We start from the raw sequence: 15257 nt of genomic DNA on the forward strand, positions 1-15257 counted from the left end.
ATAATTACCCTACGTTAGATATTATAGATATTCGCTTTGTATAACGTGATATATTCGCTAATCCATTCGATAGTTTTTTTCAGTCCATCATCGAGACTGGTTTTCGGTTTCCAGCCGGTAGCGTGCATCAATTTCCGTGAATCCGCCATCAGTTCGCCGACTTCACTCGTTGCCGGGCGGATTCGGGTCGCATCGAAAATAATATCAACTTTTTTATCCATCAAGGTAATGATTTTTTCCGCTAAATCGCCGATTGATATCTCGAAGTTACTCCCCGCATTATACACTTCACCAATCGTTTTCTCAGATTCAGCGACGGCAAAAAATGCGTCTATCGTATCTTCGATGTAGGTAAAGTCACGTTTCGGATTCATTGCGCCGAGGAAAATCGTAGTTTGCGTTAACGCTTGCGAGATGATAGTCGGGATAACCGCTCGACCTGATTGCCGTGGTCCGTAGGTGTTAAACGGTCGTAATATGGTTATCGGTAATCCGTATGATTTAACGAAACTTTCAACGATTTTATCTGCACCGATTTTACTTGCCGCATATGGCGATTGCGCTTGCAATGGATGTTGTTCATCTATCGGAACATATTGAGCAGTGCCATAAACTTCACTGCTGGATGCGTGGATGATTCGTTTTGTGCCGAGTTTTTTTGCGCTCAACAGGATATTCGTTGTTCCCAAGATATTCGTTTCGATAACATCTTTCGGGTAGCGATAGGAATACGGAATCGCAATCAGTGCGCCGAGATGAAATACGGTATCTACATCTCGCATTGCGGATTCAACTGCGTCCGGGTTCCGTAAATCGCCGGCGATAATTTCGATTTTCTCCTGTACGAGCGGAGATAGCCATTCTAATGCGCCACGGTCATTGCGCGAGTTATATCGGATAAACGCTTTAACCTTAGCTTTCTTTTCAACTAATTGTTCAACTAAATGACTCCCGATAAACCCGCCAGCGCCAGTGACGAGCACCGGTTTATTTTCCCAATAGGTAGACATATTTCCCTCCATCAATGAACGGAATAACGGAAAGACTTCCGACCATCTTGGCAATTCGAGAGTGGTTTTTCGTTCTTTAGTTTCTCCGTGTATCCGTTACCATTATTTTACCACAAATAACCAGCGGATTCGGTTCTTTTTGACTCGGGATAACTGCGGGAACGTTCTGTTTTTCATCGAATACCGTCATGGTTAAATGATATTCATCTGCCGGAAGGTTCAGCGGAATCATGAACCGATATTGTTCCGTATAAACCGTTCCGGGTTGCCATTGGCTCGTAGAATAGACGCTATAAATCGGGGTAAATTTATATGCGAAAATCGGTTTGGTTGTATATGCGTCGGTATAAATTGTTCCGGCGGTATTTGGGAGCAGTAAGAATCCGCGATAATTGGTATGTGTTTTTTTCTCTGTTTCCCAGAAGAAAGTTACGGTAAAAACATCGCCCGGTTGTAATGGCAGCGAATGCTCGATTAAGCATTGCCGCAGGTAGATAGTTCCATCAAATTGAGCGATATACGTTTTCGGATTTTGGATGGTGAACTTTGGATTGAGCATTTCGTGATTGAGTTTTTCTGGTTTGATTAGCCGATAGAGGAACCCGTCGGATAAAACGATTCGCTCTCGCATCACTGGCAGATTCGGTAAGAAATTACCGACCGGAATAAACGTTCGCCGTTGCGCTAAATACGGATCGTAAAAGGTGATATAGAACTGGTATTTCGGTTCGTTCGGTTCGATAATATTCGCGAACAATCCATCAAGCCAAGCTTTCCGAGATGGATATAACTGGGTAACCAAGCGGAGGTGAAATTCCGGATTCGCAATGAAAAACGTTTGATACCACGGTGAGGTTAAAAAGTTACTCCCGAAGATAATCACGTCCGGGTTGAACTTTTCAACGTATTTTCCATACCACAGTGGGAAGATATCGTTATCGCCTGCAGTCAGAATCACCGCATTTTTTTCGATTGATTGCAAGGTATTTTTCGCATAGTAGTATGCGGTATAATCATTCTTGCGTTTGATGAGCGCATAATGCGAGACTAACGGAATTAAGCAGAGCACAATCGGAACGGTAATCGGCAGAATAGTTAATTGCGGAATATTCTTTTTCAGCCAAGCGCTGAGCGTATATATCCCGAGAGTGAACCATACAATACCGATAAGGTATACCGATAAATAATACGGTTCGATATCCGCAATTTGATAATTGAACACTGCACCGAGCGTTATACTTACGATAATCAGACTTAACCCGAACCAGAATCGGTTCAATCGAAATCCCTGGATTATTCCGATTATTCCTAATCCAACGAACAGACAGCGAACGAGTATCACCAACCAAACGCTGATTATCCCAAACTGGATATTTGCTGGAATCCACTGCTGACCAAGTAACGAGATAAACCGAGTGATATTTTGGGCTAGAATCCCGAGATATACGCTGCCGCTTTCCATTCCTAACCCTGGGCTGGTTGAAAACATCCGGAGTTTAAATTGACCGCCGGTTAAACAGCTCAAGAATCCGCTAAGATTATTCGGTGCATTCCAGTTAATCAGCGGAGTTTGGCTAGCGCGAATCGGAAGATAGAGATAACAGCTCCAGCCCAGCAGAATCAGGAGAAACGCATACAGTATCGGTTTACGTTTTGAACTTTTTACTGTGTATTCTGAATCGTCGCGCTGGCTGTTATTCTGGATATTTCGGGGTATATTCACGCCAAACAAGCAGCGATACGTTATGAAAACAAACGCCGGAAAAAGTAATAAGCTCAAGTAGTGGTGGGCTAGCATCAATCCGTAGGTTAGTGCACTCGCATATAAGAACCGTAGTTCGTAGGTTTTCCACCATTGTAGCCAGAGGAAGAATAATGAAACCGTCAGCAGGATTTGGAGTGTATGCACTTCAGCGATGACAGCATAGTCCCAGAACGTCAGCGAAAACGCAAATAGAAGACTTCCACTGGCTGCAGATAATTGAATGAGGATTGAGGATTGTGGATTGCGATGAGAACCTATTTCAGGTTTCTGCCTGCTGATTTCTGTCCGCTTGCTTTCAATTTCTGGTTGCGGGAGTGTTGGGTTCATTTTCTCAACGATTATGGTTAATAAATCTCGGAGGAAAAAATACAGAACCGCAATACTTAATGCTGCGGCGATTGCGGAAAGTAGGTTCAATCTCCAGCCGATATTTCCTAAGGGAACCGAGGTAGCGAGTTTTCCAAGTAAAGTATAAAACGGATAGCAGGTCGGATGGCCAATTCCAAGCGTATACGCGACTGTGATAAACTCACCGGAATCGCCCCAAGTTACCGTTGGTGCTAACGTTGAGAAATAAACGAGAAACGAGATTAAAAAGAGAGAAACTGCTCCGATGGTATATCTTTGCTTACTATCCATAAGGTTGATATTATAATATACTTTACGAACAATGGAGAAGAGAAAAACCGTTACCCATTAAAAGCTTACCAAACTCATATCCTTGATGATGGTTGATATCTGAATTTTACGAAACGACGTTTCTTTTCGTTATCTTTTGCGAAAATTATCCACATCTAGAACCTCCGAGAACGTATTATGTTGCCTATGTAAACCATTAACCCTAATTAAATCAAACGTTATATCTTGCTAAATAAATAATATTAATTATAGGTTCTCCTATATTCTCTTATTTATTTATTTTTAGAATCGGGTTCCCATGTTGCATAGTAAGGGGTTATCTCAATTGTATGTGTATCCATAAGATATAGGATGTATCTCGCCAAGATATATGGAATGTCTTAGCGAGACACATCTGAACGAAGATTAGAATCCGAACAGGGTATCTTGCGGGTGATGTGTATCCTGGGATCGAGTTTGGCTGGGGTGCGGTTCCGAATTGGGATATTGTCTTCGGCAAGAATCCGGTAAGAAATCACGGCGCCCGTGTTTTCGTTTCATTGCAGTATAGTTGATTTGTTCCAGCAGCCGTTCTTTATCGAGAAACCGTTTAACATTCCATTCTGAAATGTTAGGATTGACGGAAAGTTCATACCATTCAACCGCGCCATTTTTCCGCTGTCGATATGGTTTCCCGTTCAGGATTTTCTTTTCAATGAGTTTGGTTATAACGCGATTAATTCGACTCGGATGAATTGGGATAAACTTACGAATCATTTGCGTGGATATGACCGCAGTTGACAATCCGAATCCGAGCGAATACCGATTAACCAATATGACGAGTTCGCGCTCGATTACCGGCAGATTCGAGACGAGCATCTTCTCATAGACCGGATTCGGCAGGATGGTAAAATTCGCTAATCCATTATTTCCTACACGCTGATTCAGACGTGGTTCTATTTGATTCATAATTATTTATATCCGATAGATACATTCGGTATCATTGAACTACCGAGCGGGTCAATTGCTCTTGACAAAACAGACTTATTCCGGTCATCGGGGTCGGTTTGAGTTTCGCCCGATTCCGATACGCTTGTTTTTCTTCTGGCGATAATAATTTCCACGATTGAACCGCTTGACGGAACTTATTGCGTTGCGCTCGTTGTTTCGTGGTATTTGGGTTCCTCGGCTTCGTATATGGTTTGAGATAGGTTTTCCCGTTGCGGGTAACGAAAATATAATCCCGGAATTTCCCGGACGCTTGCAAACTCCCGAGCGGAAATCCACGTAATACAATTTCATCTACCTGAACTACATACGGGCGACCTAGCGTAGATAACGCTGTTTTAACCGCATATACCGGGTCAGCATGAATTTTTGACTGTTTCTCGAGTTCTTGATAAAATGCTTCAATTGGAAAATGGATATTCACCATGTCGGGTATCCTTAAACTATCAACGGCGCAGTATGAGAATTGAACTGTTCAATTCTCATACTTCTCCGTTATCACACCACTCATAATTATACCATATAAATTTATTATGCTATATATAATATACTATATAAGTAGTTAGTTTGTCAAGGGGTGAATTGTAACTTTAATTTAAAATTTAATATATCTATTTACTGTTTCGTTTTTGTAGTTATATTGACTTGTCTTTGTATTAGGTCATTAGTTGGGTAAAAACCAAAACAGGCGTATATTTTTTTATCCCAAAATTTAATATTACTTTTATAATTTGCAAAAGCGAATTTTTTTAAAATATCTTATCAAAATATGTTAAAATATTTTGTAATCGTTTCCCTAATTATATTTTATCATTTTGTTGTTCGCAATGTTTCGCAAATCGAAAACAAAATGGTTTTATATAAATTTTACCTTACTTGGGCTTATCGGGTACCTTGATTATCTCACCGGACAAGAGATTTGGCTTCTACCCTTGTATTTTATTCCGATTGGACTCGCTGCGTGGTTTTTAAACCTTTGGGCAGGTGTTGCTATTTCAATACTAAGCACTATCATTTGGTTGACAGCAGAATATTCCTATGGAACAGTATATCGCCAAAAAATTTTGGTTTTGAATGCTGGAATTTGGCTGGTTTTATTTCTTGGCATAGCGTATTTATTCACTAAACTCAAAGAAACCCGTATTAAACTGCTTCAAGTATTAAGCGAGCGAACCGAGCAACTCACGGAAGAAATATCTGACCATAAAAAAACACAAGTGGAATTACAATTCGCTGAACAAAAATACCGCAATTTGGTTGAAACCGCACTAACTGGAATATTTCAAACTGAACTTGATGGCACATTTATTTATGCGAATCCTGCGTTAGCAAAAATATTTGAGTTTAACTCGGCACAGGAATTAATTGGCACCAGCGTTCGCGACCGATATAAAAATCCAAATGACCGCATCCGGTTACTCGCTGAACTACAGAAAAATCGGTCGGTAACCGATTTCGAACACGAAGTACTTACCAAAACTGGGAAAACCAAAACACTGTTAGTAAGCGCAACCTTGATTGACCATATCATTTCTGGAATGGTTTTAGATATCACCGAACGCAAACAAGCAGAAGAAAAAATTAAACGGCACATAAAGCAACTTACTGCTTTACGTAATATAGATTTAGCGATTACGGCGAGTCTAGATTTGCGGCTTACTTTGGAAGTAGTGCTTGACCAGGTAACAAGTCAACTCGGTGTTGATGCTAGTTCGATTCTCTTGTTGAATCCGTATAGTCAAACCCTGAATTTTATTGTAGCTCGCGGATTTAACCAGCCACAGGTTTTGCAACGTACAAAACTTAGAATCGGAGAAGGATATGCGGGTCGTGCGGCATTCGAACGGAAAATAATTAACATTGAAAATCTGCAGGAAACACCTGGCGAATTTGCGCAAGCAACAAAATTTCAAGATGAAAAATTTATCAGCTATTATGCAGTTCCGTTAATTGCTAAAGGAAAGGTGAATGGCGTATTAGAATTATTCCATCGCGAGCCACTCAATCCCGAGCAAGATTGGCTTAATTTTCTTGAAATGTTAGCTAGTCAAGCAGCAATCGCGATTGATAATGCGAAGTTGTTTGATGACCTACAAAAGTCAAATATCGAATTGGTAGTAGCATACGATGCTACAATCGAAGGATGGTCAAAAGCGATGGACTTACGGGATAAAGAAACCGAAGGACATACACTCCGGGTTACCGAAATTACTGAACGGCTTGCGCGAAAAATCGGGGTTCCCGATTCGGAAATAGTGCATATTCGGCGTGGCGCTCTGTTACACGATATTGGGAAATTGGGCGTTCCGGACGCTATCTTACACAAACCGGACAAGTTGAATGATGAAGAATGGGCGATCATGAAAAAACATCCGGTCTATGCTTATGAATGGCTCTATCCTATTGTATATCTCCGCCCGGCACTGGATATTCCATATTGTCACCATGAGAAATGGAACGGAACCGGATATCCACGCGGACTGAAAGGAGAATCTATCCCTCTTGCCGCACGGATATTTGCCATAATTGACGTCTGGGATGCACTACGGTCAGATCGTCCATATCGTCCTGCTTTGCCAGAAGAAATAGTTATTGCGTATCTGAACGAACAAGCTGGGATCCACTTTGACCCCAATATCGTCCCCAAATTTATTGAACTCCTTCGCGAACAAGTGGAATAATGATAAATGGAACTGAAACCAAAATGAACGAGCAATTCGCCGATTGAAAGTGCTTTACGGTCATTTTAGAAAATAGCAATTTCTCGGGAGATGTCGACGATTTTACGTTGGCTAAACGCTATAATCAAATTGAAGAAGGATTAACTCGGTTATCATTCGAATTAGCGAAACAAATCGTGCACCAACCGGTTGCTAACAAATAATTATCTCTGTTTTTCTCTGGGTCACAGTGGTAAAGATTTCATTTCACTTTCCGAAGATTAATACAACTAACCAGATTAGGATGCAATAGATGGCGAAGATGGAAAGGCTATTTTTCTGAACATAGCGCAAGAAGTATTTTATCGCGAGATATCCGCTGAACCCAGCGGTGATAAATCCGATAGCAAGAATCAGCAGATAATCCCAGCTAACCTGCATGTGGAGTAAATCGTTCAATTGAACCAATCCGGCACCGAGAATTATCGGAACTGAGAGCAGAAACGAGAATCGCGCCGCGGTCGCCCGATTGAGTCCAGTTAACATACCGACCGCTATGGTTGCGCCTGATCTGGAGATACCCGGCGCAATCGCTAGCGCTTGCGCGAACCCGATAATCACTCCACGCAATAACGTTACTTCCTGCACTGGCATAATCAATCGGTTATTAACATATTCGCTCACGATTAATAGTATCGCGGTAACGAGCAAGAACCACCCTACCAGATGCGGTTTCGCAAACAGCAATTCAAACTTCGATTCGAATAAGTATCCAAGCAATCCGGCAGGAATCGTAGCCACAATAATTATCCAAGCTAACCGGGCATCCGGTTCTGAGCGAAAATTCGGATTGCTTAAACTTCGGATAAACATTATCCCCAGTTTAATGATATCTTTCCAGAAATAGCTCACCACCGCAACCAGCGTTCCTAAATGAACGCCAACATCGAATATCACATCCGGTTCTCCCCAACGCATAAAATAGGGTACTAAAACTAAATGCGCAGAACTGCTAATCGGCAAGAATTCGGTTAGTCCTTGAACCAGCCCGAGAACGATAGCTTGGAACATGCTCATAATAATAAAAAAACCTAATGTCAAATCTCAAAACGCAAATGTCACATAACCTGCTAAACTCACATTTCAAATGCTAGAATAATTTTTGACATTAGGTGTTGTAGGATTCATTTAGCATTGGGATTTGGATATTTGACATTGCAACATCTACTTTTGCGCAGTAGTTGTTGTCGATAGCTTATATACCACTTCGCCAGGTTTTACGAAATTCAGTTCTTCCCTCGCTTCTTTTTCAATCAGGAACGGATCGCCTTGTTCCCACTGCTTTTTTAACCATTTCTTTTCTTCAATTTCCTTAGACAACTGTTGTTGTTTCTGCTGTTCAGATTCCAATTGTTGGTTATACGACCGTAGTTCAAGATATGCACGGAATAATACCGCAAGCGGAATCGCTAATACCGCAAGCCAAAAAAATAATCGCGGCTTAAACGTATGCGGTTGGATTGAAGTATCGTTGTCGTGCTTCATATAAGCGATAATTTAATACTACATTGCGGCAAATGTCAAATGGTATTTCCAGAAGAACTGAAAAACGATAGAATGGAATAACTAAGCGAATAATCATGGTTTGATTTTCTCTGGTTACTCCAGTAACGTTATTTCGCCACTGACAATTTTCCGCACGACGCCACTACTCGACCGAAGTATCAAACTGCCATCTAAATCGATATCCGCAACATATCCGGTCGTTTTCTGGTTCAACCCTTCTACCTGAACCAGTTTCCCGAGTATATCCGAAAGCCGTTTCCATTCCAGCATTGCAGTTCGGGTTCCTTCGTTTAAACAATGCACATAATGTTTTTCAAAATATCGTAGTATCTCAGCCAGCACCATGGCACGAGAGATAGATTTCTCTTTTCCGAGTTCAATCTGCAACGAAGTTGACCGGTTCCGTAACTCTTCCGGAAACTCTTCCTTGGCAATCGAGATATTAACGCCAATACCGACAATCGCAAATTGAATTCGCGCCTGTACGATTTCTAATTCGGTCAGAATCCCCGCAACTTTCTTGCCATGGATGCGGATATCGTTTGGCCACTTGATTGATGCAGGTAAACCGGTAGACTTCCGAATCGCTTCTGCTACCGCAATCGCTGCAATTGCAGTTAATCGCGCAGCGTGGTTCGGTTCCCAATCTGGGCGAAGGATAAGCGAGAATAACAGTGATTTCTTTTTCGGCGAAAACCAGTTCCGATGGTTTCGACCCCGACCCTGCGTCTGCTCTTCAGCGAGAACCAGCGTTCCTTCCGGCGCATTCGATTTCGCTAACTCCAGCGCAATATCGTTCGTTGACCCGACGGTTGCATAATAATGAATCCGACAACCGAATATCTTGGTTGTTAGAGCATCGGCAAATTCTTGTGCTGTTGTCATATACACGATTACCCGGCGTTATGCTTTTAATCGCTGGAATATATGTTCATTAATCTGCGGAATCAATTTGATTGGATTTCTAACGAAATATCGAGCGCAGGCGAAGAATGGGTTAACGCACCTACGGATATCATATCAACGCCGGTTTTAGCAATCGCACGAACGGTTTTTAAGGTTACACCGCCGGAAACTTCAATTAACGCCTGTTCGCGAATCAGGTTAACCGCTTCTTTAATCTTCGGAATCGGCATATTATCCAGCATAATGATATCAACTCTTGCCTTCATCGCTTCTTGAACCTCTTTCAGATTCTTGGTCTCAACTTCAATCAAGAAGTTTTTTTTCTTAACCGATTTCCGAACTCGAGCAACCGCTTCGGTAATACTTCCGGCAATAGCGATATGATTATCTTTAATCAGAATTTGATCGTAGAGTCCAAACCGATGATTATATCCGCCTCCGACGCGAACCGCATATTTCTCGAGCGATCGCAATAACGGGGTCGTTTTCCGGGTATCTAATATTTTCACCGGATACGGGTTAACCGCATCAACATATCTCCGGGTTAGCGTAGCAATTCCAGATAACCGCTGGATGAAATTCAAAAGAACGCGTTCTCGAGAAAGGAGTAGGTTCGCGGGCGATTCAATTTCAGCAATGACCGAGCCCGGCTTCAGTTTCGCTCCGTCGTTGACATAAAACGTATAAGTCGCTTTCTGCCCTAAAATCAACGGTAGCAACGGTAACCCGGCAATGATACCTGCTGATTTCGCAACTAATTGTGCGGTGCAAAGGGTAGTATCAGAAACAATGCTTGATGTGGTTATATCGCCGGAACCAATATCTTCGCTAAGCGCTGCGGCAATTAATCGTTTAACTTCTTTTTGGTTAACCGATTGATTAAATTCAGAAAAATGTGGTATATTACATTCCATAATGATATAATAGTTTACAGCGGAATTAGAACGGTGTAAAGGGAAAACCATGGGAACTGCACAAGCTTGCTTGCGCTTTTAGCCATAGAAGCTGGCTGCTATTAAATTCGAAAGTAAGCTTTCTAAAAGCAAAGCGGTAATAAACTACCGTTCTTTTAAGAAGACGGAGGTAACAGTTATTTTCATCGAGTGAAAATTTCAGGAATTATGAATTCAACCACTTTGTCACCAGAGCAATTAATCCACCTATACGAGCAGATGTTGTTAATCCGCCGGTTTGAAGAGAAATGCGCTGAAATGTATACGCTGCAGAAAATCACCGGATTCTGTCATCTCTATATCGGACAGGAAGCGATTGCCGTCGGCGCAATGAGTGCAATCCGACCGGATGATTATATTCTAACCGCATATCGCGATCACGGTCATGCCTTAGCAAAAGGTTCCGACCCGAAACTGGTCATGGCGGAACTATTCGGGAAATATACTGGTCTCTGCAAAGGGAAAGGCGGGTCGATGCATCTGTTCGATATCGAACATAATATGCTCGGCGGATATGCGATTGTTGCTGGGCATCTGCCGATAGCAACGGGAGTAGCGTTTGCCATTAAATATCTGAAGAAAGACCAAGTTGTGCTCTGTTTCTTCGGAGAAGGCGCAGTGAACGCAGGAGTATTCCACGAATCGCTGAACCTCGCTGAACTCTGGAAACTGCCGATTGTCTATATCTGCGAAAATAACCGATACGGTATGGGAACTCCGGTTGAACGCGCATCGTCTATCTACAATATTGCCCAGAAAGCGTGTGCGTATGAAATGCGGAGAGAACATATTGACGGTATGAACGTATTAGAAGTGCGCGAGCATGTTCTGCAAGCAGTTGAACTCGCTAGAACGAAACAGTTACCATCGTTTATCGAAATGAAAACGTTCCGGTTTATGGGACATTCGATGTCCGACCCAGCGCATGGCCATTACCGAACGAAAGAAGAACTTGAAGAACAAAAGAAACTCGACCCGATTGTTTCATTCCAGAACCGGTTAGTTGAACAGAACATTCTGAATCAAGCGAAAATAGAACAAATCGAACAGCAGGTAGCCCAGCAAGTTGAAGAAGCAGTCGAATTTGCGGAACACAGTCCGTTTCCACCGATAGAATCGGTAGCAACAGATGTCTACATCTGATAAGGTAAAAACGAAGTAATGTTTAACAATTCTATCGTTCTTTAGGTAACGTTATGCCAGAAATTACTTACCGAGAAGCATTAAATCAAGCGATGCGAGAAGAAATGCGGCGTGACCCAATGGTATTTCTTATGGGAGAAGAAGTCGGATTCTATCAAGGGGCGTATAAGGTTTCTAAAGGATTACTTGAAGAATTTGGTCCTAACCGTGTCATTGATACGCCGATAACCGAACCAGCGTTTGCAGGGGTTGGTATCGGTGCTGCGTTAATCGGATTACGCCCAATCATTGAAATGATGACGTTCAATTTTGCGATTCTCGCTCTTGACCAGATTATCAACCATGCAGCGAAAATTACGTATATGTCAGGCGGACAACTGAAAGTCCCGATAGTTTTCCGCGGTCCGGGCGGCGCAGCGCATCAATTAGCAGCACAACATTCGCAAAGTATCGAATCGTTTTTCTGTCATACCCCGGGACTGAAAGTTGTTATGCCAGCAACGCCAAAAGATGCTAAAGGATTGCTCAAATCGGCTATTCGCGATGATAATCCGGTCATTTGCATTGAAGCGGAATTGCTCTATGGAACTAAAGGCGAAGTCCCGGATGGAGAATATCTGATTCCGCTCGGTCAAGCGGAAATTAAACGTGAAGGGAAAGATATAACCTTAATCGCTTGGTCGAAAATGGTTTTGTTAGCATTGCGCGCTGCGGAACAGCTTGAATCGGAAGGAATATCCGTTGAGGTTATCGACCCGAGAACATTACGACCGCTGGATAGCGAAACGCTCGTTACCTCAGTGAAAAAAACTAGCCGAGTAGTCATTGTTGAAGAAGGTTGGCCATTTGCGGGAGTCGGCGCAGAAATCGCATATCAGATATCACAACAAGCGTTCGGATATCTTGATGCACCGATTGAACGGGTTACCAGCCTCGATGTCCCGATGCCATATGCGAAAAACCTTGAACAAGCGGTGTTACCTAACGTCGATAAAATAATAAATAGCATTAAAACGGTTTTAAGATAAAACTAAATCTAACATCCAAAATGCAAAATCCAAATAAATCAATCACTTAATTCTTGAACTGATTGGCTGATTTATTTAATATTAGGGTTTATCATTAGAATTTCCTTACGGAGTAAGTTCTATGGCTAATAAAGTTGTGATGCCGAAATTAAGCGATACGATGGAAGAAGGGGTTATCGTCCAATGGCATAAAAAAGAAGGTGATGTGGTTAGTTCTGGCGATATTCTTGCGGAAATTGAAACGGATAAAGCAATCGTTGAACTGCAATCGTTCGCTAACGGAATCCTGCGGAAAATCCTGGTTCCGGAAGAAGGGAAAGCGCCGGTTGGTAAATTGATTGCAATTATCGGAAAAGCTGATGAAGATATTTCTGCGATTCTCCATGAAGCGGAACAACAGCCTGAATCGAAACCGATTGTATCGGAACCGGTTAGAGAACCGGCAAAGACCGAAGCGGAACAAGGTCAAGGACGCTCAGGAAAAATCATTGCGTCACCACTAGCGAAACGGCTAGCGGAAGAAGCTGGACTTGATTTAACGCTAGTTACCGGCACTGGACCGGACGGGAGAATAACGGAGAAAGATGTTAAACAATATCTTGCGGAACATCGAGCACAACCGGCAATTGATTATACGGAACAAGAATTAAGCCCGATGTGGAAAGCACTCGCACGGAAAATGGTTGAAAGTAAATCGCCAGTTCCGCAATTTTATGTAACCGTTGAAATCGAAATGGACGAAGTGCTGAAAACCAAGCGAGCGATGGCGGAAATAACTCCGCAGGAAAAAGTTACCATTACCGATATTTTGGTTAAAGCGGTAGCGAAAACATTAGAACAGCATCCAGAAATTAATGTTAGCTATGCCAATGGAAACATTCGGACGTATAACCATATTAATGTCGGGATTGCCGTGGCGTTAGATGATGGATTGATTGTTCCAGTTATAAAAGATGCGGATAAAAAACCGTTGCTCCAAATTGCGAAAGAAACGAAAGAATTGATTCAAAAGGCAAAAACGAGAACTATCCACCCGACAGAATATTCTGGTAGTACATTCACCATCTCAAACCTCGGAATGTTTCCGGTATCGCATTTTATTGCAATTGTTCCGCCGCCGGAATCCGCAATTCTCGCTGTCGGAACAATCCAAGCGAAACCGGTAGTTAAAGATGGCCAAATCGTCATTCGTCAGATTATGGCAGTTACCTTATCCTGCGACCATCGAGTTATCGACGGAGCGCGAGCTGCAATTTTCTTGAAAGACCTAAAACAACGGCTCGAACAACCGACGAAAGTGTTTTCTTAAAAAATCATTTTCTATTGCAAAAATTAGCAATAGTGTTTGGTCAATTCCGAAATGATGGGTGATTCTACCCCAGCTATTTATAGCTGACGGGGATACCAAATAGCTTTTGTTAACGCCGAAGGGATGATTGATACTAGCCCAGCCATTCAAGGCTGGGTCGCCTATGCTCCGCCGCAACGAAACTTTACTCACCGCAGAGAACGCTGAGGTCGTGGAGAAAAAATTGATTTCGTTTATAACCAAGAAGAACCTCTGCGCTCTCTACGGTCTCAGCGGTGAAAAGATTCTTTTCATTCAGCCGTCCCGAACAGAGGCTAACAACCGTCAGACTAACTTGTCTCCTAACGCTTCTTGGTGGCCTGCAAAAGCTCTGCTATTGGTTTGTCGTTCAGAAGCGCTCGATTATTCACTGTCTATCATGCAACACTTCAGTTACGTTCAAAATGAACTATTGTTTGTGGAATATTGTATAAAGCCCTTTTAAGGTAAGCAGCGGGTCAACTTTTTGGATAGTTCTTGACGCTGGAGCGATTAACGACGCTAAGCCACCTGTAGCAATTACAAGCGGTAGTTGTGATAACTCTTTTTTCATTCGGTTAACCATTCCGTCAATCAGTTCGTTAAATCCATAATAAAACCCAGATTGCAGGTTCGTAATCGTCGTATTCCCAATCACGGGTAATGCGGTAGCTGTTTTCGTGCGCAACGCTATCAACGGTAATTGCGCAGTTTCCTGATGCAGTGATTCGATAGCAGTCCGTAATCCGATTGTAATCGCTCCGCCGATTATTTCGCCTTTCTCGGAAACAACCGTAAACGTAGTTGCGGTGCCTAAATCAACAATTATTATTGGTAGTTTTTTATAATACTCAATCGCTCCGACAGCGTTCGCAACTCGGTCAACTCCGATACTATCCGGCGGATAATATTTAATCGGGATAATGGTATTCTTTGCAGAAATCGCAATAAACGGTTTCTGATTAACTATCTTTTGACAGAATCGCACAATCCGCTTTGTTTCTTTCGGAACCACTGACCCAATCACCGCTGATTCTATCCGGGAAACATGTATTCTTTTTCGATTTAACCAAGATAATACCGCCCGTTCTAGATTGACTGTTCCAATCTGAAATGAACAAAAATGTTTTGGCGCACTCGTTGGTGTCGAGAATAATGCTATATCAATTTCACTATTTCCAATATCGAATACAATGGTCATAGATACTAAATAGTTTAGACTGTTATGCTGAATTTTGTAAAGTAAAGCACAGACCAATGATTAGTTTTCAGG

General features: G+C 42.3%; 13 protein-coding genes. 4 read left to right on the forward strand and 9 right to left on the reverse strand.

All coding sequences use genetic code 11. From position 1 onward, the window contains the following. Window positions 1–14: 14 nt before the first annotated feature. The 4 genes from N3A72_06930 to N3A72_06945 form a co-directional block, all read right to left on the reverse strand. The gene (locus N3A72_06930) at window positions 15–1010 is read right to left on the reverse strand and encodes a GDP-mannose 4,6-dehydratase (protein MCX7919327.1); all 996 of its coding nucleotides are present in this window, start codon (window positions 1008–1010) and stop codon (window positions 15–17) included. A gap of 76 nt (window positions 1011–1086) precedes the next feature. Continuing rightward, window positions 1087–3414 carry a DUF2723 domain-containing protein gene (locus N3A72_06935; protein MCX7919328.1) on the reverse strand — a complete coding sequence of 776 codons (2328 nt, stop codon included), beginning with the start codon at window positions 3412–3414 and terminating at the stop codon, window positions 1087–1089. Window positions 3415–3819: 405 nt separating this feature from the next. After that, on the reverse strand, window positions 3820–4362 hold the full coding sequence (locus tag N3A72_06940; protein ID MCX7919329.1) for a replication protein: 543 nt from the start codon (window positions 4360–4362) through the stop codon (window positions 3820–3822). Window positions 4363–4393: 31 nt separating this feature from the next. Beyond that, the gene (locus N3A72_06945; GenBank protein MCX7919330.1) at window positions 4394–4828 is read right to left on the reverse strand and encodes a hypothetical protein; all 435 of its coding nucleotides are present in this window, start codon (window positions 4826–4828) and stop codon (window positions 4394–4396) included. A 400-nt stretch (window positions 4829–5228) separates the two neighbouring features. On the opposite strand from N3A72_06945, the gene N3A72_06950 reads away from it, so the two are divergent. Next, a complete protein-coding gene (locus N3A72_06950; protein MCX7919331.1) occupies window positions 5229–7082 on the forward strand; it encodes an HD domain-containing protein in 1854 nt (617 codons plus the stop codon). A 246-nt stretch (window positions 7083–7328) separates the two neighbouring features. Here N3A72_06950 and uppP read toward each other — a convergent pair whose 3' ends face one another. The 4 genes from uppP to nadC form a co-directional block, all read right to left on the reverse strand. Beyond that, window positions 7329–8138: an undecaprenyl-diphosphatase UppP gene (gene uppP, locus N3A72_06955; protein ID MCX7919332.1), complete on the reverse strand. Its 810-nt coding sequence runs from the start codon at window positions 8136–8138 to the stop codon at window positions 7329–7331. Between the two features lie 147 nt (window positions 8139–8285). Then, window positions 8286–8606 (reverse strand): septum formation initiator family protein, encoded by a 321-nt coding sequence (locus N3A72_06960; protein ID MCX7919333.1) that lies wholly within the window; start codon window positions 8604–8606, stop codon window positions 8286–8288. A gap of 114 nt (window positions 8607–8720) precedes the next feature. Beyond that, window positions 8721–9512, reverse strand: coding sequence for a biotin--[acetyl-CoA-carboxylase] ligase (locus N3A72_06965; GenBank protein ID MCX7919334.1), 792 nt, complete (start codon window positions 9510–9512; stop codon window positions 8721–8723). Between the two features lie 62 nt (window positions 9513–9574). Continuing rightward, the gene (gene nadC, locus N3A72_06970) at window positions 9575–10447 is read right to left on the reverse strand and encodes a carboxylating nicotinate-nucleotide diphosphorylase (GenBank protein ID MCX7919335.1); all 873 of its coding nucleotides are present in this window, start codon (window positions 10445–10447) and stop codon (window positions 9575–9577) included. Between the two features lie 207 nt (window positions 10448–10654). On the opposite strand from nadC, the gene pdhA reads away from it, so the two are divergent. The 3 genes from pdhA (at window position 10655) to N3A72_06985 (ending at window position 13966) form a co-directional block, all read left to right on the forward strand. Next, entirely contained in the window at window positions 10655–11629 is a 975-nt protein-coding gene (gene pdhA, locus N3A72_06975; GenBank protein MCX7919336.1) for a pyruvate dehydrogenase (acetyl-transferring) E1 component subunit alpha, read from the forward strand. Window positions 11630–11682: 53 nt separating this feature from the next. Then, entirely contained in the window at window positions 11683–12657 is a 975-nt protein-coding gene (locus N3A72_06980) for a pyruvate dehydrogenase complex E1 component subunit beta (GenBank protein MCX7919337.1), read from the forward strand. 121 nt (window positions 12658–12778) lie between these two features. Continuing rightward, window positions 12779–13966 carry a 2-oxo acid dehydrogenase subunit E2 gene (locus N3A72_06985; GenBank protein MCX7919338.1) on the forward strand — a complete coding sequence of 396 codons (1188 nt, stop codon included), beginning with the start codon at window positions 12779–12781 and terminating at the stop codon, window positions 13964–13966. 448 nt (window positions 13967–14414) lie between these two features. Here the strand turns inward: N3A72_06985 and N3A72_06990 are convergent, their stop codons facing one another. Beyond that, window positions 14415–15185, reverse strand: a complete 771-nt coding sequence (locus tag N3A72_06990) for a type III pantothenate kinase (protein ID MCX7919339.1) — start codon at window positions 15183–15185, stop codon at window positions 14415–14417. Between the last annotated feature and the right edge of the window lie 72 nt (window positions 15186–15257).

It is taken from the genome of bacterium (genome assembly GCA_026416715.1).
Classification (GTDB): domain Bacteria; phylum UBP4; class UBA4092; order JAOAEQ01; family JAOAEQ01; genus JAOAEQ01.

Bases quoted from the DNA above. Each gene is read 5' to 3' on its own strand.
- N3A72_06930 (MCX7919327.1), bottom strand. From the start codon at position 1,010: ATGTCTACCTATTGGGAAAATAAACCGGTGCTCGTCACTGGCGCTGGC.
- N3A72_06935 (MCX7919328.1), bottom strand. From the start codon at position 3,414: ATGGATAGTAAGCAAAGATATACCATCGGAGCAGTTTCTCTCTTTTTA.
- N3A72_06940 (MCX7919329.1), bottom strand. From the start codon at position 4,362: ATGAATCAAATAGAACCACGTCTGAATCAGCGTGTAGGAAATAATGGA.
- N3A72_06945 (MCX7919330.1), bottom strand. From the start codon at position 4,828: ATGGTGAATATCCATTTTCCAATTGAAGCATTTTATCAAGAACTCGAG.
- N3A72_06950 (MCX7919331.1), top strand. From the start codon at position 5,229: ATGTTTCGCAAATCGAAAACAAAATGGTTTTATATAAATTTTACCTTA.
- uppP (MCX7919332.1), bottom strand. From the start codon at position 8,138: ATGAGCATGTTCCAAGCTATCGTTCTCGGGCTGGTTCAAGGACTAACC.
- N3A72_06960 (MCX7919333.1), bottom strand. From the start codon at position 8,606: ATGAAGCACGACAACGATACTTCAATCCAACCGCATACGTTTAAGCCG.
- N3A72_06965 (MCX7919334.1), bottom strand. From the start codon at position 9,512: ATGACAACAGCACAAGAATTTGCCGATGCTCTAACAACCAAGATATTC.
- nadC (MCX7919335.1), bottom strand. From the start codon at position 10,447: ATGGAATGTAATATACCACATTTTTCTGAATTTAATCAATCGGTTAAC.
- pdhA (MCX7919336.1), top strand. From the start codon at position 10,655: ATGAATTCAACCACTTTGTCACCAGAGCAATTAATCCACCTATACGAG.
- N3A72_06980 (MCX7919337.1), top strand. From the start codon at position 11,683: ATGCCAGAAATTACTTACCGAGAAGCATTAAATCAAGCGATGCGAGAA.
- N3A72_06985 (MCX7919338.1), top strand. From the start codon at position 12,779: ATGGCTAATAAAGTTGTGATGCCGAAATTAAGCGATACGATGGAAGAA.
- N3A72_06990 (MCX7919339.1), bottom strand. From the start codon at position 15,185: ATGACCATTGTATTCGATATTGGAAATAGTGAAATTGATATAGCATTA.